This window comes from Rhizobium ecuadorense (assembly GCF_001187535.1).
Lineage (GTDB): Bacteria > Pseudomonadota > Alphaproteobacteria > Rhizobiales > Rhizobiaceae > Rhizobium > Rhizobium ecuadorense.
Map to the genome: position 1 here is coordinate 100,423 of NZ_LFIO01000958.1, position 19,808 is coordinate 120,230.

Genomic DNA, 19,808 nt, shown 5'->3' on the forward strand with positions numbered 1-19,808 from the left:
CAGGATTTCCAGATCGGGAGACAGCAATGCCGCACGATACGCCCTTGATTTCGACAATCGTCGGCGGCCTCGTGCTGGCTTTCATCTTCGGCGCTTTTGCCCATCGGCTGCGCATGCCGCCGCTGGTGGGCTACCTGATTGCCGGCGTGCTGGTGGGACCGCATACGCCGGGTTACGTGGCGGATCAGAGCCTGGCACCGGAGCTTGCCGAAATCGGCGTCATCCTGCTGATGTTCGGCGTCGGGCTGCATTTCTCGCTGAAAGACCTGCTGTCGGTGCGCGGCATTGCCGTGCCCGGCGCGATCGCCCAGATCGCCTTTGCGACCCTGCTCGGCTGGGGGCTTGGCGCCTTCCTGGGCTGGCCGACCGGCGGCAGCCTGGTGTTCGGCCTGGCGCTTTCGGTCGCTTCGACCGTGGTGCTGTTGAAAGCGCTGCAGGAGCGGCGCCTGGTCGAGACGGAGCGCGGCCGCATCGCCGTCGGCTGGCTGATCGTCGAGGATCTCGCCATGGTGCTGGCGCTGGTGCTGATCCCGGCCGCAGCCAGCATCGGCGGTGAGGGGCACGCGCCTGTCGAACCGCTCTCGGCCGGGTTGAACCGGCTGTTCGGCCTCGATCTCGGCATCGGCGGCATGATCGCCATGACGCTGGTGAAGGTGGCGCTGTTCGTGGCGCTGATGCTGGTCTTCGGCCGCAAGCTCATTCCCTGGACGATGCACCGCATCGCCCATACCGGATCACGCGAACTCTTCCGGCTCGGCGTGCTGGCGATCGCGCTCGGCGTCGCCTTCGGGGCGGCCAAGCTCTTCGGCGTGTCGCTGGCGCTCGGCGCCTTCTTTGCCGGCATGGTGCTTGCGGAAAGCGAGCTCAGCCATCGCGCCGCCCAGGAAAGCCTGCCGCTGCGCGACGCTTTCGCCGTGCTGTTCTTCGTCTCGGTCGGCATGCTGTTCGATCCGAACATCCTGATCGACAAGCCGCTGCTGATCCTCGCCACCATCTTCATCATCGTCATCGGCAAATCCGTCGCCGCCCTGCTGATCGTGCTCGCCTTCAAGAAGCCGCTCGGCACGGCGCTGACGATTTCGGCCAGCCTCGGCCAGATCGGCGAATTCTCCTTCATCCTTGCCGCCCTCGGGGTCGAACTCGGGCTGCTGCCGGAGGAAGGCCGCGATCTGATCCTTGCCGGCGCCATCATCTCGATCATCCTCAATCCGCTGCTGTTTTTCCTCTGCGACCGCATGCGGCCGTTTTTCGAAGGAAAGCGCGAGGAAAGCGCAGCCGAGCCCGCTGCGCCCTCTGCAGATGCGACCATCACCCAGGAGACCGCGGCGCTCGAGGATGACGACGTGCATCCGACCGCCCTCAGCGGCCATGCCATTCTCATCGGTTACGGCCGGGTCGGCCGGATCGTCGGGCAGAACCTCAAATCATCAGGCACGCCGTTCCTGGTCATCGAGGATTCCGACAAGCGTATCGGCGAACTGAAGGCGCTGGGCATCGAGACGTTCATGGGCAATGCGGTGGCGAGGGAAACGCTCGATCTTGCCAATCTCTCCGGCGCCCGCAGCCTTGCCATCGCCATCCCGAACGCCTTCGAAGCATGCCGCATCGCCGAGCAGGCGCGCAGCGTCAATCCGTCGATCCTCATCGTCGCGCGTGCCCATTCCGACGCCGAAGTCGATGAATTGAAGCAATATGGCGCCGACACCGTCATCATGGGTGAGCGTGAAATTGCGCTGGGTATGGTTGACCGGCTCGCCCAAGTGCATCATGAGGGTGTGCCCTATGAAGACGGGCATGGGCCTGATACACTTATTTCGACGGATGAACCTCCGCCGCAAAGACAATGAGAGATTGGCGCGCTTTTGAGCCGATACGGGAGTGACATCGCCGGGACGGAGAAGATGGAGCTGGAGCAGCACCGTCTGACGAACCGTGTCGCCGCCTCCCTCCTCGTCGCCGTCCTTGCCTATATCGGCCTGCTTTTCGGTGGCAATCTGGTGATCTCGCCGGCCGCCGCCGTCAATACGCTTTCCTCCTCCGGCCGGGATCCGCAACCGCCGCAGCTGACCGCGCGCGATGCCGTGCGCGGCGTGCTTTCCACCGAGCGCAGGCTTGCGCCGAAGCAGGCAGCCTATGACGGCGGATCGCCGGCTCTTGCAACTGCCCCGACCCTCGATTTCGCCGGCTGGACCATTTCAGCCGCCTTTCCGGCATTTGAAGCGCCGTTTCATGCCGCGGTCTCCAGGACCCATCAGCCGCGCGCACCGCCGGCTGCTGCCTGACGTTTGCGCCAAGGCGCTTCCGACATCTGACGACATGCCGCCAGCGCCCAGGCGCCGGCCCCCGATTATCTAAGGAATACAACATGCGTACTTCACCATGGCTGGTGTTCACCTATTCGGTGATCATCGTACTCGGCCTATTGATCGCTCTGCCGAACGCCCTGCCGCAATCCGTCCTTCAGCGCGTGCCGGCATGGCTGCCGCATGAACAGGTGTCGCTCGGCCTCGACCTTCGCGGCGGCTCGCATCTCGTTCTGGAAGTCGACGAAGCCGATCTGACCAAGGAGCGGCTGCAATCGCTGCTTCAGGACGCGCGCCGCGTGCTGCGCGAAAAGGGCATCCAGCCGAAGGCCGTCGTCCGCAGCCAGAACCAGATCGTCGTGACGCTCGCCGATGCCACGCAGAGCGATGCCGCCGTCACCGACCTCAAGACGCTCGCCAACCCGATCAGCACCGGCCTCAGCGCCGGCCAGGCGGATCTTGATGTCACGGCGAACGGAGCCACCATCACCGTCGGCTTCTCCAAGGCCGGCATCTCCGCCAATGTCGACAATGCCGTCCAGCAGAGCCTGGAAGTCATCCGCCAGCGCGTCGACCAGGTCGGCGTCTCCGAGCCGACGATCCAGCGCATCGGCGCCAACCGGGTGCTCGTGCAGTTGCCCGGCGCACAGGATCCGACACGGCTGCGCCAACTTCTCGGCTCCACGGCGAAGATGTCGTTCCACATGGTGGCGCCGAACAACCAGCCCGGCCCGGGCATCACCATGATGCAGGATGATGAAGGCCGGTCCTATGCTGTTCTCGACCGTGTCGAACTCTCCGGCGACCGGCTTTCGGATGCCCGCGTCAGCTTCGATCAGAACACGCATGAGCCGATCGTGAGCTTCCGCTTCGACAGCGCCGGCGCCAGCCGCTTTGCCGAAATCACCCGCCAAAATGTCGGCAATCCCTTCGCCATCGTCCTCGACGACAAGGTGCTGAGCGCACCCAATATCCGCGAGCCGATCACCGGCGGCTCCGGCCAGATCTCCGGCAGCTTCACGGCCGACAGCGCGACGACGCTTGCCGCCATGCTGCGCGCCGGCGCCCTGCCTGCCAAGCTGACCGTCATCGAGGAACGCACTGTCGGCGCCGACCTTGGCGCCGACGCCATTAAGATGGGCATTTATTCCGGCGTCGTCGGCTTTGCCCTCGTCGCGCTCTTCATCTTCGTGCTCTACGGCACCTGGGGCATCCTGGCGAATGTGGCGCTGCTGATCCACACGATCCTGACCTTCTCGGCGCTGACGCTGGTCGGTGCGACGCTGACGCTGCCGGGTATTGCCGGTGTCGTTCTCGGCATCGGCCTTGCGGTCGATGCGAACGTCCTCATCAACGAGCGTATTCGTGAAGAGACCCGCAAGGGCAAGGGCGCCTTTGCCGCCATCGATACGGGCTTCAATCGTGCCTATTCGACCATCATCGACGGCAACATGACGGCCCTGATCGCTGCGGCCATCCTGTTCTTCTTCGGTTCCGGGCCGGTTCGCGGCTTTGCAGTGACCATGGCGCTCGGCCTGATCATCTCGATGTTCACCTCCGTCGCCTTCGTGCGCGTCGCGATGATCGAGATCACCCGCCGCCGTAAGTTCAAGGTGCTGAACATCCGGCCGTTGATCCCGTTCAGCCCCTATGACAAGCACATCGAGTTCATGAAGGCGCGCTTCTTCGGCGTCACCGTTTCGGCGCTGCTTTCGATCGCCTCCGTCGTGCTCTTCATTCACCCCGGTCTCAATTACGGCGTCGATTTCCGCGGCGGCATCCAGATGTCCGTCAAGACCCAAGGGGTGGCCGATCTTGCGAAGTTCCGCGAAGGTCTTGATAGTCTCGGCCTCGGCGAAATCACCCTGCAGTCCTTCGGCGACAAAAGCAGCATTCTCGTTCGCGCTCAGCGGCAGGAAGGCGGCGAAGAGGCGCAGACCGCAGCAGTAACCAAGCTTAAGGCCGAAGTTGCCAAGATCGATCCGACCGCCACCGTCGAAGGCACCGACGTCATCGGCCCGAAGGTCAGCGGCGAGCTTGCCTCGGCCGGCATCCTGTCGGTGGTGATCGCCAGCCTGGCGATGCTGATCTATATCTGGGTGCGGTTCGAATGGCCGTTTGCCGTCGGCGCCATTGTCACACTGGTGCTCGACGTCACCAAGGCGATCGGCTTCTTCGCGATCACCGGCCTCGACTTCAACCTGACAGCCATCGCCGCCATCCTGACGCTCGTCGGTTACTCGGTGAACGACAAGGTCGTCGTCTATGACCGCATGCGCGAAAATATGCGGCTCTATAAGTCGATGCCGCTGCGCGAAATCATCGACAAGTCGATCAACGAGACCCTGGCGCGAAGCCTCTACACCAATGCGACAGCCTTCCTCGCTCTGGTGCCGATGGCGATCTGGGGCGGCAGCGCGGTGTCGAGTTTCGCGATCCCGATGGTCTTCGGCATTCTCGTGGCCGGCGCCTCGTCGATCTTCATCGCAGCCCCGATCCTGCTCTTCCTCGGCGACTGGCGCCGCCGTCACGCCAAGGCGGCATCGGCAACCGAGGGCGCCATCGAAATCATCCCGCCGGAACAGGGTCGCCCGCGCAAGTCGGCGAGCTAAAATCCGCGTGTTGACGCATGCTTGAACAGGGCGCCGGTTGCAGAGCCGGCGCCCTCTTTCTATTGTCGATGACTGCAGAGATAAAATCCTGCAGCGATTCAAAGGATTACAGCGTCGTTGGCGTGTCTGAACAGGATGCGCGGCGCTGTAGCAGAGATCGGGGGAACCGCCAGATGCCATCAAACCCGACGAGACGACCGGAAGAGAACGATAGCAGTGAGGAGCGCATCAAGCGTTTTCTCGCCACCGCCTCGCACGACCTGCAATCGCCGCTGCGCCATATCGCCATGTATGCCGAGCTATTGCTCGACGATCTCCAGGAAACGCTCGACGGCGAACAGCTTCAGAGCCTGCGGATGATCATGGAAAAGGCGCAAACCGCGCAGCGCCTCACCAAGGCATTGATGAACCTTGCCGGCGGAACACCTCAGGTGACGTCCGAAGAGGTCGATCTGCAGGCGCTGGCCGAGAAGATCTGGGGCGAGCTGATCGACGAAACCGCGGTCGGCGATGCGACGCTGGAAAGCCAGGGTCAGCCCTCCATCCGGACCGACCCCGCCCTGCTCGGCCTGGTGCTGCGGCATCTGCTGACCAATGCGCTGACCTGGCGCAGCGAAGCGCCGCTGCATGTGGCTATTGCGGCGGAGCGAATGGGGGCGGATTGGTTCATCCGGATTTCAGACAACGGGACGGGTATCGATCCGGCTTACCGGGAGCGGATCTTCGAACCGTTCTGGAAATTGCCGAAGGCGGGAACGCTGCCGGGCGCCGGCCTCGGATTGACGACGGCGCAGGAGTTTCTGACAGCGCTTGGCGGCGATCTCAGCCTCGAACATTCGGATGAAAGCGGCAGCCGCTTCCTCATCCGCCTTCCCGTCGCCTGAGCTACGGCAAGCGTTCCTTTCAGATGCTGTAATCGTCCTTCCAGAAATCCGGGACGTCATAGGTCACATATTCGCGGATGATGTGCTGCAGCGTCTGGGCGTCGATTTCGTCCTTGCCGATGCGGAAATCGACGCCGTAATCCGGGAATTCCTGGAAATAGCCGCCCGAGATGTCGGTCGAGACGACGCCGATCGGGCCGGTGTAGCCGATGCCGCGCAGTTCCGGCACCGTTTCGCGGAAATCGGCGTTCGGCAGAAGGCGATTGTCGAGCAGGATGAGATCGAAACGCGCCAAGTGGATCTTTTCCAGCGCATCACCGATCGATGGCGAATATTCAACCTCGACGGCCGGCTCGGAGAGATCGGCGATCTTCTTCTTGAGCGCCCGGAATTCGATGAATTCGTCGTCGACGAAGAGAACCTTCACGGCATTCTTTCGCACAGTTTCGGTGGTCATCGACTTAACTTCCCCAATCCCGAAACCCGCTTCACGTGACCAAGCCGTTCCGCAACGCGATCGCCACCATATGAACGCGGTTCACGGCGTCGAGCTTGCGCGCGGCCGCAGTGATATGCGAATTGACCGTATGCTCGGAAAGACCGAGGATGATGGCGATCTCAGCCGACGTCTTGCCTTCGCTCGTCCATTTGACGATTTCCTGCTCGCGCTGGGTCAGCCGTCCGGACATTTCCGGTGTCAGGATTTCCTCATAAAGCTTGTCGAAAATCCGCATGGCGTCGAGAAGCATGTCGGCGATCTCGCTCTGATCCGGCTCCTGACGTTCGCCGCTGAGCACGAGGCAATAGCGCCGCCCTTCCGGGGTGAACAGCGGGATGAACAGAAAGACCCCGCTCAGAAACTCGTTGAAAACCAGATCGGAGCGAAAATCTTCCGGCCGTGCGCTCTTGCCATGAACCGGCGTTGCCAGAAACTGGGCGGACTTTGCCCGGACGGTCCCGAGCGCTTCCTTCAACGACGTGATGAAAAGGCCGACGCGCCGCTCGGCGACATTGGTGATGACGATATCGCGTTCCCCGAAAGGAGCAGAAGCCTCTGAAATGCGGGCAAGCGCGAAATTATCGAAGTTGTAGTGCTGTGCTGCCGACTTCAGCAGCCGGAAAAAATCGGTGCGGTTGATGGCCCGGCTCAGCTCCGGTCCGGCATGAAAGGGAATTGCCGGGGCGTTGTTCATTCCCACTCTTCCTCTCCTCGATGCCTCCGATCCCGAAATCTTGGGATATACGTCTTAGACGCGAAGAGCTACAAAAATTGCGAGACGGTTGATGACGAATATCGAAACGGGGACTTTCGATAGTCAAAGGCGGAAATCATCAATTATCTCAACTACAGGTGATGCACGGGCAGACTTTACTGAGGGGCAGTAGCTCTTACCTGGGTATCGTATTCTTCCTGAATTCAACATCCATGAATGCAGGAAGGCAGTGCCAGACGTAAGCGCGAGAGAGCCGACAGACCCATTTGGCTAAGGGGTTGGCTGATGTTCGTGGCGGCGAACGCGGGTCGATCGGCTCTCTCAGCGCTTATTCTGCGTATCATTTCCTTCGCTTCGGTTGCATCTTGTGATGCCTCCTCGACCTTGTCAATTGCGGTTTGTCATATGGTTGGGACAGAGGACGGGGAACAGGCCAGCGGGCTTCCGCTACTTCCTACATCTCAAGATTGAGAATAATCCTGGCGAGGTCAAGCGGCTTCTCCAGATAGGCATCGGCGCCGGCCTCAAGCGAGCGCGCACGGTCCTCGGCAGCATCCGAGCCGCTGCAGATGGTAAGCCGCATCGCCTTGAACCGATCGTCCCGGCGCAGCCTGCTCACCAGGCTGATGCCACTGTCGAGCGGCATGTAGAGATCGGCGATCAGCAGTTCCGGCAGCGCCCAGCCTTCGGCCGCGCGCTGCTCCAGCGCCGCCAGCGCCGTCTCGGCGGTCGAAAAACAGAATAGATCGACATCTATCTGCTGCTTCCTGCGGATATAGTCGAGATAGAAGAGATCATCCCTGCTGTCGTCGACGTAAATTATGGTAGGCATTCACCACCGTGATTTGGATATTGTTCGAATGAGCCTCGTTGTCCTTCGACCTCACGATATCGCGATTTCGCGAAAATTCGATCCATCTTATCGAAAAATCATTTCGCAAAAAGCGCAGCGCCGCTCTCCCCTGCCTATTGAGTATTCCTCGATTTCGGAAAAAATGGCCACGCGAACCGAGGAGGACACGACGGGTGCAGGATAAGGCCAACGTGGACCTGCAGGACGAGCGGAGGCGGCAGCGCTACCGTGGCTTTGCCATTGCGGTCGGCTGCCTGATGTTCCTTCTCGGAATGAGCGCCCTTGCCGGCTGGCTGCTGCAGATCGAGGCGATCATTTCGCTGGTTCCCGGCTTTCCGTCGATGGCCTTCAACACCGCGCTCTGCTTCGTGCTGTCCGGTCTGGGGCTTGCCGCCTCGACGCTGGCTGCCCGCCGCTTTCTGCTAGCCGCAACGATCATGACAGGATTTGCGGCGGCAATCGCTGCGGCCCGGCTCGTGGAAATCGTCACCATCGGCCGGACGTTCCACAATATCGACCTGTTGATCAGCCGCTTCGTCATCCCGCCGGATTTCATCGCGCAGATCGGCGGCGGCATGGGCCCGAACACGGCGCTGGTCTTCCTGATCGCCAATCTTTCGCTGCTGCTCTCTCTCCACGTCGAGAGGAAAAGCCAGGTGGTGCAGGAACTGACGAGCTACGTCGTCATCACCCTCGGCATGATCGCGCTCGCCAGCTACGTCACCGACGCCGAGCAGGGATACCGCTGGGGATCCTATGCGGCGATGGCGCTGCATACGGCGGTCGGCATCGTGATCTTCGGCTCGGGACTTCTCGCACGCTCCTGGTGGATGCAGCCGGCAAACCGGGCGCAGATTCCGCTCTGGATCCCGGCTGCGGTCTGCTTCACCGGCCTTCTCGTCGATCTCTACACGCCGCTCGGTGTTGCCAACGGCATTCTCTATGTGCCGCTGGTGCTGACGGCGCTCTGGTTCGGCAATCGGAATGCGCCGCTTTTCTTCGCCTTTGCCTGCACCGTGCTGTTGATGCTCGGCTTCTTCGCCGTCAGGCACGACGAGGCGGCATTCTGGCAGGAGATCGCCAACCGCACGATTACGGCTGCGACGCTCTGGCTGATCGCCAGCCTCGTCTTTTATTTCATGCGCAACAACCACAACCTCGAAACCGAGCGCGTCCGCTTCGGCGCGCTGGTGCGCGGCACGCCCGATGCCGTCATCGTCATCGACGAGAGTGGAGCGATCAGGAGCTTCAACCCGGCGGCCGAAAGCATGTTCGGTTATTCCCCGCAGGAAACGATCGGCCGGAATATCAAGATGCTGATGCCTGAACCCTACCATTCCGAGCACGACGGCTATCTCGCCCATTACCGGAAGACCGGCGAGGAGCGCATCATCGGCACGACGCGCATGGTCTCCGGACGACGCAAGAACGGCATCGTCTTTCCGATCGACGTTTCCATCAGCGCCGTCTCCACCGGCGATGCGAAGATCTTCGTCGGCATCGTGCGGGATATCAGCGAGCGCGCCCGGCAGGAAGAGCGGATGAAAACGACGCTTGCCCAGCTCGAGGCCTATACGGCCGAACTCGAGCGCAGCAACCACGACCTCGACGAATTCGCCTATATCGCCTCGCATGATCTCAAGGAACCGCTGCGCGGCCTGCACAACCACTCGCGTTTTCTCCTCGAAGACTATGAAGACAAGCTCGACGTCGACGGCGTGCGCCGGCTGAACCGGCTGGTGCGCCTCAGCCAGCGCATGGAAAAACTCGTCAACGACCTGCTTTATTTCTCCCGGCTCGGGCGGCAGCAGCTGGCGGTCAAGCGCAGCGATATCGGCCTGATCGTCAAGGATGTCGTCGCGACGATGGAACTGCTGCTGGAGGAGCGACATGCCAAGGTCATCATCGACGGCCAGTTGCCGGATGTGGTCTGCGACGCGCCGCGGCTGACCGAAGTGTTCCGCAATCTCATCACCAATGCGATCAAATACAACGACAAACCGGCGCCGCTGGTGTCGATCGGCTATCTTGAGCGGTATGTCGGCCAGAACGGCACGGTTGCCCGCAACGTGTTTTTCGTCCGGGATAACGGCAAGGGCATACCCCAGGAATTCCATGAGGATATTTTCCGCATTTTCAAACGGCTGGAAAAGTCGCAGGATTCCGACGACGGCACTGGAGCAGGCCTCACCTTCGTCCGCAAGATCATCGCGCGGCACAATGGCGATATCTGGCTGGAATCCGAGGTCGGCACCGGCACCACATTCTACTTCACTCTGGGAAAAAAGCGCGAGGGGCAGAATGCAGCAGCGTGACACGCAACCGATCCTGATCGTCGAGGACAGCGAAGACGATTTCGAAGCAACGATGCGCGCCTTCAAACGCACCAACCTGCGCAACTCGATCCGCTGGGCGGCCTCGGGCCAGGAAGCGCTCGACATGCTGACCGCCATGGTGCCGAAACCGGGGCTGATCCTGCTCGATCTCAACATGCCGGGCCTTGACGGCCGCAAGACACTGGAGGCGATCAAGTCGAACGCCAGCTGGCGCAAGATCCCGGTGGTGATCCTCACCACCTCCGACGACGAGCGCGATATCGAAGGCTGCTATGCGCTCGGCGCCAATACCTATGTGCAGAAGCCGGTCGATCTCGACGGGCTGTTCGCGGCGATCCAGCGGCTGAAGGAATACTGGTTCGAAATCGCCATCCTGCCGCTCGAGGACTGACAGATTGGCGGAAGACTGCAGCATTCTCATCATCGACGACAATATCGACGATCGCGAGGTCTATCGCCGCATATTGAGCCGCGTCTCCAGCACCGTCTATAACGTCCTGGAGGCGGAGACGGGTGAAGAGGGTCTTGCGCTGAATGGCCGCAAACGGCCGAACTGCATCCTGCTCGACTATTCGCTGCCGGGCCGCAATGGCCTCGGCGTCCTTGCCGATATCCTGGAGAGCGATCCCGCCGCCAATGTCATCATGCTGACCGGCCAGGGCAGTGAAACCGTCGCCGTCGAGGTGATGAAGAGCGGCGCGCGCGACTATCTGACGAAGGATTCGCTGTCGCCCGAAACACTGCATCGCTGCATCCAGAACGCCATCATGCACGGCATGCTGGAAGCGCAGCTGGAGCAGAAGCGGCAATCGCTCGAGATCTTCACGCGCGCCATGGCCCATGATCTGAAGGAGCCGCTCAGGACGATCAAATCCTTCAGCCGCATCCTGCACGGTTCCGCAGCGCTTCCGGCCGACGACCGGGAACTGCTCGATTACGTGCTCAGCGCCGCCGACCATATGGAAGACCTGATCGTCAAGGTCTCCGGCTTCACCAGGCTCGAGGCCTCCGGCGGACCGGAGCTCATGCCGGTCTCGCTCTCTGCCGTGCTCGATCAGGTGGAGGACAATCTGCGCCAGCAGACCGAAAGCCGCGGCGCCGTCATCATCCGCGGAGCGCTGCCGGAGGTCATGGGCGATGCGACGCTGTTGACCCAGCTCTTGCAGAACCTCGTGTCCAATGCCATCCGCTATTGCGAGCAGACGGTTCCAGAGGTCACGATCTCGGGCGAAGCCCATGGCGATTTCTGCCGTCTCACCGTGCGCGACAACGGGCCCGGCATCGATCCCCAGCATCGCGAACTGATCTTCCAACCGTTCAAGCGCCTCGTCGGCCGCGGCATCGAGGGCACCGGGCTCGGCCTGGCCATCTGCCGCCGCATCGCGCAGCTGCATGGCGGCTCGATCTGGTGTGAGGCGGAAAATGGGCCGGGCGCCACCTTCATTCTCGATGTGCCGCTCGCCGGGACGAGGCCCAAGCCCCCCGCTGCAGCGGCCGTCCCGCACAGCGGCAAAGCGGCGGAGCAGCCGGGCGAAGGTGCGGGCAGGCTTGCCGAAGTGCTATTGGTGGAGGATAGCCCGGCCGACATCCAGCTTCTGAAGATCAAGCTGATGCGGCGGGAGAAGGTGGATTTCAATCTGCATGTCGCCACCAACGGGCGCGATGCGATGCGGCTGCTGGAAGAACGCGCTGAAATCGCCGATGTGCCGCAGATCGACCTGATGCTGCTCGACATCAACATGCCGATCATGGACGGCTTCGAGGTGCTGCGTGCGCTTTCCGCCGATATCCGCCTCAACCAGATTCCCGTCTGCATTCTCAGCACGTCAAGCGATGAGACCGACAGGCAGCGGGCCAGAAATCTGGGTGCGCGCGCCTATATGGTCAAGCCGCCGACCCTGCAGCAACTCGAAGAGGCGCTCGAATATGTCGACCATCTGGAATTGCTGCAGCGCGGCGATTCGCTTGCGCTTTGTGCGGAACAAAACTAAGCGATGGTCATTGGCAACGGTATGACCTTCGCAGCTTTCATACTCGCGCTCCTGACGACACCGCTTCAATCAGGACAGCTCTCGATGGTATCAGGCATACATCACGTGACGGCCATCACCCGCAAGGTGCAGGCGAACGTGGACTTTTACGCCGGATTTCTCGGCATGCGGCTGGTCAAGCAGACGGCCGGCTACGAGGATGTGACGCAACTTCATCTCCTCTACGGCGATGCGGTGGGAACGCCCGGTTCCCTCCTCACCTTCCTCGTCTGGGAAGACGGCGCGCCCGGCCGGGCCGGTTACGGCCAGATCAGCGAAGTCTCGCTGTCGATCGACCCCGCCAGCATCGGCTACTGGCTGACGCGCGCCATGAGCTTCGGCCTGCGCTCGGAAGGACCGGCCGACGAATTCGGCGAGCCTGTGCTGAGGCTGAAGGACCCCGATAACATCATCCTCAAGCTCGCCGGCGCAAAGCAGCTCACATCGCCAGCGGTCTGGGACGGCGCCTCGATTCCGGCCGAACACGCCATTCAGCGCGTGCGCGGCACAACCATGCTGACGGAGAAGCCGGCTGAGAGCCGCAGCTTCATCGAGAGCCATTTCGGTTACCGCTTCCTGGCCAATCGCGGCACGATCGACAGGCTGGTGTCGCAGTCCGGCGACGTCATCGACGTGCGCGATGCCCGCGGCTTCTGGTCCGGCGCGCCGGGCGCCGGCACGATCGATCACGTTGCCTTCCGCGCCGCCGACGAGGAGACGCTGCACTCCGTCCGCAAGGCCCTGGAAGCCACCGACGCATCGCCGACCAACCTGCATGACCGCAAATATTTCCGCTCGCTTTATGCCCGCGAGCCCGGCGACACGCTGATCGAGCTGGCCACCGACAAACCGGGCATGCTCGTTGACGAAGAGCAGGCGGCCCTTGGGACCAAGCTGTTCGCGCCGCCCGAAGCGATCACCAATCTCCACGACCTGAAGGTCGTACTGCCGCAGTTTGCAATGCCCGGCCAGCCGCGCATCAATTACCGTGAGCTGCCATTCGTTCATCGCTTCTATACGCCGCCGGATCCCGACGGCAGCGTCTTCGTGCTGCTGCACGGCTCCGGCGGCAACGAGACGACGCTGATGCCGCTTCTCAACAAGGCGGCACCGCGGGCGACGCTGCTCGGCGTGCGCGGCCGGGCGACGGAGGAAGGTTTTCCGCGCTGGTACAAGCGCATTACCCCCTTCTCCTTCGACCAGAACGACATCAAGACCGAGGCGGAGGCCTTCGCGGCTTTTATCGAGGGCGCGGTCAAATCCTATGGGCTCGATCCACAGAAGGTCGTTTATGTCGGCTATTCCAACGGCGCCAATCTGCTGAACTCGCTGCTCTATCTGCACCCGAACCTGGTTCACAAGGCGGTGCTGCTGCGCTCCATGCCTGTTCTCAGCGACTTTCCGCATGCCGATCTCAAAGGCACCGACCTCCTCGTCATCAGCGGCAAGACGGATGCCTACGGCAAATATGCGAGCGAGCTGGAAGAGCGGCTGAAGAGTTCGGGCGCCACGGTCGATTCCGACGTCATTCCCGGCGGCCACGATCTCGGCGATGCCGATGTGCCGATCATCCAGAAATGGCTGCTGCAGGAAAACCGCTAAAGCATGTCGCGTAAAAGTGTGCCGCGGTTTTGCGGCACGACATGCGTAAAAACAAAAGCGAAAGCGCGTCGCATGAATCAAGCTTAACGCGACGCGCTTTAACGATCAGCCTCGGCGGGCGACCATGATGCCGGCAAGCACGACGGCGCCGCCGAGCGCCTGCATGGTTCCGATCGCCTCGTTCAGCAGCGCCCAGGCAAGGATTGCCGCGACGACCGGCTGCAGCAGCAGTGTCAGCGAGGAGAAAGCCGGCGGCAGATAGGCCAGCGCATAGGTGATCGCCACCTGCCCGCCGGCATGGCTGATAAAGGCGAGACCGAAGAGGATCGACCAGCCATAGAGGCTTGCCGGCAGCATATGGCCCTCATGAATGAGAGCGATCGGGAAGATGAAGACGGCGGCCGACGCCGTGCTCCACAGCATGATGCGGATCGTATCGAACCGGCTGCGCAACCTGCCGATCGCCAAGATATAGCAGGCATAGAAGAAGGCGGCGATCATCGCGATACCATCACCGGCGAGATCGCCATTGCCGATGGCTGCCGGTCCGCCCTTCAGAATGACGACGCCCGCCAGCGCCAGGACAAGTCCGAGCATGAAGACGCCGCTCGTCCTCGCGCGGAAAAAGACGAAGGCGATCATCGTCACGAAGACGGGCGCGAGGTTGGCAAGCAGCGTCGCATTGGCAACCGAGGTCATGGTCAGCGAAAGGTGCCAGGCGGCGAGATCGAGCGACAGCATGAGGCCGGGAAGGATCAGCATGCCATAGTCGGAAAGGCTCTGCGGCTGCGGGCCTGCATTCTTCTTCATCAACGAGACGATGAAGATCGGGATCAGCGCCAGCGCCACGCGCCAGAAGGCCGTCGCCATCGGCCCGACCTCGGACAGCCGGACGAAGATCGGCGAGCCGCCGATCGCAGCCCCACCGAGAATGAGGGCTGCAAGGGCGAGGCGGTTGGAAGGCGAGGCTTCGGAGAGGGTGGAGGCAGCCTGCGACATGATCTCGATATTTCTGGTCGCCCAAAGGCGATGCAATGTTGGCTGCCGTGTGCGTATCAGAAGTCGATCACAAACGACAGCCGACAAGCGACATGGGAGCGCAAAATCAGGCCGGACGCATCTTTGTCGCCAGCAGCTTTTCAGCAATCTCGGTGGCAACGAAGAAGGCATGCTCGGTCACCTGCGGCAGCCCCATCAGCTCGCCGAAAGTGCCGCGCGCCAGCGGGCCGGAGATCAGCAGCGACGGGTCCGCTTCTCCCGACGGGCCGATCGCTTGCGAATGCCCGGTGCAGGCAAGGCCGAGGCCGGTGGGATCGAGCGACAGGTGCCCGTTTGCGGCAAGGGCTGCGAGCCAGGGCTGGGTATCGAGAATGCCGCCATGGGCCGGGCCGGTGGTGACGATGACGGCGTCATAACTCTGCTCCAAGGGCTGGCGCTGATGACGCGGCTGCAGGGTGCACAGGATAAGCTCGCCTTCGATACGCGCATCGGCGACCGAGCCGGCAAGGATTTCGAGGCGGCCGGCGGCAACCGCCGCGTCGAGCACGGCCTCGACCTGCGGGGCGATGCGGAAACGATGCACGTCCCAATAGGGTCTGAGATGGCGCACGAGGCGGCGGCGTTCGGCAACCGGCAGCGCCTGCCAGAGTTCATATCCCTGCGCCCGCACCTGATCGATCACGCCGTGCCAGCTTATGCCCTCCGCCTTCGCCGCCTCGATGGCGGCGCGGATCCCTGCCAGCAGCGAGCCGGCGGAATGGGCCGCATCGGCGAGGAAATCGCCGAAGAGCGGCTGCGGCACCGGCGCATGCCCGCGCGAGCGCAGCCCGCGGCGCGAGATCGCCGTCACCGGACCGTCGTGGCCGCGCTGGGCAAGCGAGGCGACGACATCGGCGGCCGTCAGGCCGTTGCCGATGACCAGCACCCGGTCATGCGGGCGGATGACGTCGAGCGCGCCTGGTTTGGTGGTATCGGCGACAAAACGCGGATGGCCCGCAAGCCGGCTGGCCAGCCGGCCGGGGGCTGCCGGCGGCGGATGGCTGGTGGCGATCGCGACGATATCGGCTTCCGTCACGCCACCCTTATCGTCGCGGATCGACCAGCGGCCGGAACGGCGCTCGACGCCGGTCACCGCGGCGCGGCAATGACGCACGCGACCGTCTTCCAGCAATGGTTTCAGCAGGGAGGCGACATATTCGCCGAACAGCCGGCGCCTGGGGAAGAGCAGGCCTTCCGGCCGTTTTGCCTCCGGGTCGTCGGCAACGGCGTCGCGGGCTTCGATCCAGGCCTGGAATTCGCCCAGCTCGTCCGGCTGCAGGCTCATCTTGGCGGCTGGGACATTGATGCGGTGAGCCGGATCATCGGTGTCATAGGCCAGGCCGCGGCCGAGATCGGCGCGTGGCTCGAAGACCAGGATGACGGGAGGCGCGTCGCGCGTCGCCCGCGCGAGATGATAGGCGACGCCCGCGCCGGAGACACCGCCGCCGATGATGGCGACGACAGGCGGTTCGGGCATCTGAGAAGACTTGGAATGCATGGCGGCCCGGATATTGCTTGCGATGCCCGAGCATAGAAGCCGGGCATGGGCCGCGCAATCCTCCGCCGGCAATTGTCTATAAATATTATATAGATTCAACCTAGAACAGGATGATTTAGGCCCGGTCGGCCTAAAATCTGAATCCTGTTCTACATTAAAGAGTTAGAGCATGATGTCATGAGAAAACCGCTCACACTTTTCGGCATCATGCTCTATGCCGATATCGTCGTCGAAAAATCGGGATTGCCACGGATCGTATTGCTCACCGTGCAGATCTCATCCTCGGCCGCATGGACGATCTTCTGCCGGGTTGCCTCATCGATATCGCCCTTGATCGAGAAGGCGATGTTGAATCTGGCAACACGCGAAAGGCCCTCGGTCGCCTTCTCACCGGTGACCTCGGCGGTGATCTCGCTGATCCTGTCGAGAACGCCCATCTGGCTGGCGGCCATGCGGGCGCTGAGCACGAGGCAGGCAGACAGCGAGGCATAGAGCAGGTCGAGCGGATTGAAGCCCGGCTGCGACGGCGCGGTGACGATATCGATCTCGCCCCTGGTGGCGGAGGTGACATGCGGAAAACCGGTGCGGCCAAGAACGGCGGTGGCGCCGGTCGGGCGAGGGCGAGCCTTGAGATCGACCATGATGAAATCCTCTCGTGAACATTCTGCAGATGACAATGTCTGCCCGGCGCCGCACCGGGCAATGGCTGCCTGTCGGTTTCGGAACCTTTCCATCCGTCAGCAGTTGATTACACCTGAACGAAATCAGTGACAAAGGTGGATTTCGATGGCGCATGTCCGCAGAATGGATCGCCAGGGCGGGCGCATGGACGCCCGCGATCGGCTGATCGTCGCGCTCTATGCCCAGCTCAAGGCCGAGCGGGAAACACGCGAGACGCTGGAATGGGCGATCCGCAACGGCGCCGTCTCGCAGGAGGTGCTGGAGGCGATTGCCACCGATCCGGTTCCCGTCGTCACCAGCGAGGATATCGCTTCGGTGGAAAAAATCATCGCCCTCGACGAGGGGCGCAAAACCAATCGAAATTAGAGTATGATGCCGTCATGCTCCCTATCCAATTGAGAAGAGGAGATCCGAAATGGCCGATATCACCTATCAGGTCGTGCCGCATGACAGTGGCTGGGCTTACAAGCTCGGCGATACGCTCTCGGAAACCTATGCCACTGCCGAGGAAGCGATCGTCCATGCCAGGGACGCCGCGTCGCGCCAGAAGATCGGCGATGGCGATGCGCTGCTCGCCTATCCCGCGCCCGACGGCCGCGGCTGGGCATTCCAGGAACTCGAAACCGACAAGAGCAACAGTCGGCTCTGATTTGCGACGGAGGATGGAATGGCCGCGCGGGCAAGCTGGAAAGGTCATCTGAAAGTCGGCGACCTTGCCTGCGCCGTCGGGCTTTACACCGCCGTTTCCTCCTCCGACCGCGTCTCCTTCAACATCATCAACCGCAGGACCGGCCACCGGGTGGAACGGCAATTCATCGACAGCGAGACGGGCAAACCGGTCGAGCGGGACGATCAGGTCAAGGGCTACCAGATGGAGAACGGCGATTACATCCTCATCGAGGGCGACGAAATCGCAGCCCTCATGCCGGAAAGCGACAAGGTGCTGAATATCAAGGCTTTCATCGCTTATGACGGTATCGACAAGCTCTATTTCGACCGTCCTTACTATCTCGCGCCCGTAGACGAGCATGACGAAGAGGCGCTGGCGCTGATTGCCAGGGGCATGCGCGACGGCAAGGTCGCAGCACTCGCCGAAGCCGTGCTTTTCCGGCGCAACCGGACGCTGCTGATCCGCCCGCATGACGACCATATCATCGCGACGATGCTGAACTTCGACTACGAAGTGCGCTCGGCCGACAGCGTCTTCAACGACATTCCCGATATCAAGTTCGACAAGGAGATGCTCGAACTCGCAGGCCATATCCTCAAGACCAAGCAAGGCAGCTTCGAGCCGAGCGAATATGAGGATCGTTACGAGGCTGCCCTCGTCGAACTGGTGAAGGCAAAAATCGAGGGCCGGGCACCGCCAAGGAAGAAACAGCCTCCGGAACGTAAGGTCGTCGACCTGATGGAGGCGCTGCGGCAGAGCGCTGGGATAAGCGGCAACGATACTGCAAAGAAGGTGCGGGCGAAGAAGGCACCGGCGCGCGGCGACAGCCGCAGCAAGAAGGCGAGCTGAGCTGGTTCTCGAACCTGTCGGGTGAAATGCCCCCACGTTTTCGCTAACGCGGCTTGCGCCCGTCTTCCGCGGCCAGGCTCTTCTTCAGCGCATCCATGATGTTGATGACGTTGCCGGTCGATTTCACCGGTGCGGGCTTTTTCGCGGGCGCGGCCTTCTTCAGGCTCTTCTGCTTGCCGCGGATCATCGACTTCAGGCGCTTCTGGATCGGATCCTGCACCATGGCCGGGCTCCAATCCTTGGTCTCTTCCTTCACCAGCTGTTTCATCAGCGCCAAAAGCTTGCTGTCGATCTCGGCCTTACTGTCGAGTTCGGCCGTCGGTTCACGCACCTCGTCGCCATAGCGCAAGGTCCAGAGAATGATGCCCTTGCCCTGCGGTTCCAGGAGCACGGCACGCTCGCGCCGATAGAGCACGAGGCGGGCGATGCCGACGACGTCGTTTGCCTTCATCGCTTCGCGGATGACACAGAAGGCTTCCACCCCGACCTTGTCCTCGGGCGCCAGAAAATGCGGCTTGTCGTACCAGATCCAGTCGATCGAGCCGCGCGGCACGAAACTGTCGATATCGATGGTGCGGGTGCTTTCGAGCCCGACCTCCTCGATCTCTTCGTCTTCGAGCAGGATATAGTCGTCCTCGCCGCGCGGATACCCTTTCACCTGGTCCCTGTCGGGGACCGGTTTATGGGTGACACTGTCGACGTATCGGCTTTCGACGCGGTTCCTGGTCTGGCGATTGAGAACGTGGAACCGCACCTTGTTGCTTTCGGTCGTCGCCGGCGTCAGCGAGACGGCGGCGGTGACCAGCGAGAGCTTGAGATAGCCTTTCCAGAATGTCTGACGTGCCATGTCTGTCTCCCCGGACACGGTTGGACATGCCATCAACGGCGGGTTCGGTGTTTGGTTCCGAAAATTGGGTTCGCCGTAAAATCGCCTGGGTAGTGCCAATAGTCCAGAGTCGATCGGACGGTTAACGGCGCGACATGATGACATGATTATATCGGCTGGATTCGCGGAATGAGTTCGCTTAAAGTCGCGCCGCATGGCGAAGTGAGACGTGCCGCCTCAAGAAGCTTGGGGCCACTGGTCAAATTGCCCTGGCCAAATCGCCCACCGAAACGGGCAGTTCGGGAAACTAGGACGACGTTATCGAAACCGCCAAAAATGAATTCGTTCTTCGCGAGCGGAAGCCGAGGATGCGCAGATCAGTTCCCGCCTCCGTTCAATCGAATACCGGCAT

General features: G+C 62.0%; 17 protein-coding genes and 1 pseudogene. 11 read left to right on the forward strand and 7 right to left on the reverse strand.

Annotated features, from left to right (window positions below; genetic code table 11):
• The first annotated feature begins 26 nt into the window (after positions 1–26).
• The 4 genes from ybaL to AF337_RS17805 all read left to right on the forward strand — a co-directional run bounded on the left by ybaL (position 27) and on the right by AF337_RS17805 (position 5,799).
• Positions 27–1,847: a YbaL family putative K(+) efflux transporter gene (ybaL, locus tag AF337_RS17790; protein ID WP_049733111.1), complete on the forward strand. Its 1,821-nt coding sequence runs from the start codon at positions 27–29 to the stop codon at positions 1,845–1,847.
• 54 nt (positions 1,848–1,901) lie between these two features.
• The gene (locus AF337_RS17795) at positions 1,902–2,282 is read left to right on the forward strand and encodes a hypothetical protein (protein ID WP_049733112.1); all 381 of its coding nucleotides are present in this window, start codon (positions 1,902–1,904) and stop codon (positions 2,280–2,282) included.
• A gap of 83 nt (positions 2,283–2,365) precedes the next feature.
• Positions 2,366–4,915, forward strand: coding sequence for a protein translocase subunit SecD (gene secD, locus AF337_RS17800; RefSeq protein WP_049733113.1), 2,550 nt, complete (start codon positions 2,366–2,368; stop codon positions 4,913–4,915).
• 173 nt (positions 4,916–5,088) lie between these two features.
• Positions 5,089–5,799 carry a sensor histidine kinase gene (locus tag AF337_RS17805; protein WP_049733114.1) on the forward strand — a complete coding sequence of 237 codons (711 nt, stop codon included), beginning with the start codon at positions 5,089–5,091 and terminating at the stop codon, positions 5,797–5,799.
• Positions 5,800–5,818: 19 nt separating this feature from the next.
• On the opposite strand, the gene AF337_RS17810 is transcribed toward AF337_RS17805, so the two are convergent.
• From AF337_RS17810 to AF337_RS17820, 3 genes are all read right to left on the reverse strand, one after another.
• Positions 5,819–6,256, reverse strand: coding sequence for a response regulator (locus AF337_RS17810; RefSeq protein ID WP_049733115.1), 438 nt, complete (start codon positions 6,254–6,256; stop codon positions 5,819–5,821).
• 31 nt (positions 6,257–6,287) lie between these two features.
• Positions 6,288–6,992: a helix-turn-helix transcriptional regulator gene (locus AF337_RS17815; protein ID WP_049733116.1), complete on the reverse strand. Its 705-nt coding sequence runs from the start codon at positions 6,990–6,992 to the stop codon at positions 6,288–6,290.
• 475 nt (positions 6,993–7,467) lie between these two features.
• Complete coding sequence (locus AF337_RS17820) at positions 7,468–7,845, reverse strand: response regulator (RefSeq protein ID WP_049733117.1); 378 nt, start codon at positions 7,843–7,845, stop codon at positions 7,468–7,470.
• 194 nt (positions 7,846–8,039) lie between these two features.
• On the opposite strand from AF337_RS17820, the gene AF337_RS17825 reads away from it, so the two are divergent.
• Genes AF337_RS17825 through AF337_RS17840 form a run of 4 tightly spaced genes read left to right on the forward strand, consistent with a single transcriptional unit; the run spans position 8,040 to position 13,834 of the window.
• On the forward strand, positions 8,040–10,181 hold the full coding sequence (locus AF337_RS17825) for a sensor histidine kinase (protein ID WP_049733118.1): 2,142 nt from the start codon (positions 8,040–8,042) through the stop codon (positions 10,179–10,181).
• The gene (locus tag AF337_RS17830) at positions 10,168–10,593 is read left to right on the forward strand and encodes a response regulator (RefSeq protein WP_049733119.1); all 426 of its coding nucleotides are present in this window, start codon (positions 10,168–10,170) and stop codon (positions 10,591–10,593) included. The genes AF337_RS17825 and AF337_RS17830 overlap by 14 nt, the downstream gene beginning before the upstream one ends.
• Before the next feature lie 4 nt (positions 10,594–10,597).
• Positions 10,598–12,193 (forward strand): response regulator, encoded by a 1,596-nt coding sequence (locus AF337_RS17835; protein WP_049733120.1) that lies wholly within the window; start codon positions 10,598–10,600, stop codon positions 12,191–12,193.
• 21 nt (positions 12,194–12,214) lie between these two features.
• Positions 12,215–13,834 (forward strand): VOC family protein, encoded by a 1,620-nt coding sequence (locus tag AF337_RS17840; RefSeq protein WP_193393635.1) that lies wholly within the window; start codon positions 12,215–12,217, stop codon positions 13,832–13,834.
• Positions 13,835–13,939: 105 nt separating this feature from the next.
• Here the strand turns inward: AF337_RS17840 and AF337_RS17845 are convergent, their stop codons facing one another.
• The 3 genes and pseudogenes from AF337_RS17845 to AF337_RS17855 all read right to left on the reverse strand — a co-directional run bounded on the left by AF337_RS17845 (position 13,940) and on the right by AF337_RS17855 (position 17,011).
• Positions 13,940–14,833: a DMT family transporter gene (locus AF337_RS17845; protein ID WP_049733160.1), complete on the reverse strand. Its 894-nt coding sequence runs from the start codon at positions 14,831–14,833 to the stop codon at positions 13,940–13,942.
• Positions 14,834–14,939: 106 nt separating this feature from the next.
• Positions 14,940–16,417 (reverse strand): annotated as a pseudogene (locus AF337_RS17850) (FAD/NAD(P)-binding protein).
• Positions 16,418–16,582: 165 nt separating this feature from the next.
• A complete protein-coding gene (locus AF337_RS17855; RefSeq protein ID WP_049733121.1) occupies positions 16,583–17,011 on the reverse strand; it encodes an OsmC family protein in 429 nt (142 codons plus the stop codon).
• Positions 17,012–17,156: 145 nt separating this feature from the next.
• Between AF337_RS17855 and AF337_RS17860 the strand changes: the two genes are divergently transcribed.
• The 3 genes from AF337_RS17860 to ku (AF337_RS17870) are packed head-to-tail and all read left to right on the forward strand — an operon-like array spanning position 17,157 to position 18,570.
• Complete coding sequence (locus AF337_RS17860; protein ID WP_049733122.1) at positions 17,157–17,417, forward strand: hypothetical protein; 261 nt, start codon at positions 17,157–17,159, stop codon at positions 17,415–17,417.
• A gap of 49 nt (positions 17,418–17,466) precedes the next feature.
• The gene (locus tag AF337_RS17865) at positions 17,467–17,700 is read left to right on the forward strand and encodes a DUF2188 domain-containing protein (protein ID WP_049733123.1); all 234 of its coding nucleotides are present in this window, start codon (positions 17,467–17,469) and stop codon (positions 17,698–17,700) included.
• 18 nt (positions 17,701–17,718) lie between these two features.
• Positions 17,719–18,570 carry a non-homologous end joining protein Ku gene (ku, locus tag AF337_RS17870; RefSeq protein WP_049733124.1) on the forward strand — a complete coding sequence of 284 codons (852 nt, stop codon included), beginning with the start codon at positions 17,719–17,721 and terminating at the stop codon, positions 18,568–18,570.
• 43 nt (positions 18,571–18,613) lie between these two features.
• On the opposite strand, the gene ku (AF337_RS17875) is transcribed toward ku (AF337_RS17870), so the two are convergent.
• The gene (gene ku, locus AF337_RS17875; RefSeq protein WP_049733125.1) at positions 18,614–19,417 is read right to left on the reverse strand and encodes a non-homologous end joining protein Ku; all 804 of its coding nucleotides are present in this window, start codon (positions 19,415–19,417) and stop codon (positions 18,614–18,616) included.
• Between the last annotated feature and the right edge of the window lie 391 nt (positions 19,418–19,808).

What these genes read in the sequence shown, in the direction of transcription:
- ybaL (WP_049733111.1), top strand. Translation starts at nt 27, where the DNA reads ATGCCGCACGATACGCCCTTGATTTCGACAATCGTCGGCGGCCTCGTG.
- AF337_RS17795 (WP_049733112.1), top strand. Translation starts at nt 1,902, where the DNA reads ATGGAGCTGGAGCAGCACCGTCTGACGAACCGTGTCGCCGCCTCCCTC.
- secD (WP_049733113.1), top strand. Translation starts at nt 2,366, where the DNA reads ATGCGTACTTCACCATGGCTGGTGTTCACCTATTCGGTGATCATCGTA.
- AF337_RS17805 (WP_049733114.1), top strand. Translation starts at nt 5,089, where the DNA reads ATGCCATCAAACCCGACGAGACGACCGGAAGAGAACGATAGCAGTGAG.
- AF337_RS17810 (WP_049733115.1), bottom strand. Translation starts at nt 6,256, where the DNA reads ATGACCACCGAAACTGTGCGAAAGAATGCCGTGAAGGTTCTCTTCGTC.
- AF337_RS17815 (WP_049733116.1), bottom strand. Translation starts at nt 6,992, where the DNA reads ATGAACAACGCCCCGGCAATTCCCTTTCATGCCGGACCGGAGCTGAGC.
- AF337_RS17820 (WP_049733117.1), bottom strand. Translation starts at nt 7,845, where the DNA reads ATGCCTACCATAATTTACGTCGACGACAGCAGGGATGATCTCTTCTAT.
- AF337_RS17830 (WP_049733119.1), top strand. Translation starts at nt 10,168, where the DNA reads ATGCAGCAGCGTGACACGCAACCGATCCTGATCGTCGAGGACAGCGAA.
- AF337_RS17840 (WP_193393635.1), top strand. Translation starts at nt 12,215, where the DNA reads ATGACCTTCGCAGCTTTCATACTCGCGCTCCTGACGACACCGCTTCAA.
- AF337_RS17845 (WP_049733160.1), bottom strand. Translation starts at nt 14,833, where the DNA reads ATGTCGCAGGCTGCCTCCACCCTCTCCGAAGCCTCGCCTTCCAACCGC.
- AF337_RS17855 (WP_049733121.1), bottom strand. Translation starts at nt 17,011, where the DNA reads ATGGTCGATCTCAAGGCTCGCCCTCGCCCGACCGGCGCCACCGCCGTT.
- AF337_RS17860 (WP_049733122.1), top strand. Translation starts at nt 17,157, where the DNA reads ATGGCGCATGTCCGCAGAATGGATCGCCAGGGCGGGCGCATGGACGCC.
- AF337_RS17865 (WP_049733123.1), top strand. Translation starts at nt 17,467, where the DNA reads ATGGCCGATATCACCTATCAGGTCGTGCCGCATGACAGTGGCTGGGCT.
- ku (WP_049733124.1), top strand. Translation starts at nt 17,719, where the DNA reads ATGGCCGCGCGGGCAAGCTGGAAAGGTCATCTGAAAGTCGGCGACCTT.
- ku (WP_049733125.1), bottom strand. Translation starts at nt 19,417, where the DNA reads ATGGCACGTCAGACATTCTGGAAAGGCTATCTCAAGCTCTCGCTGGTC.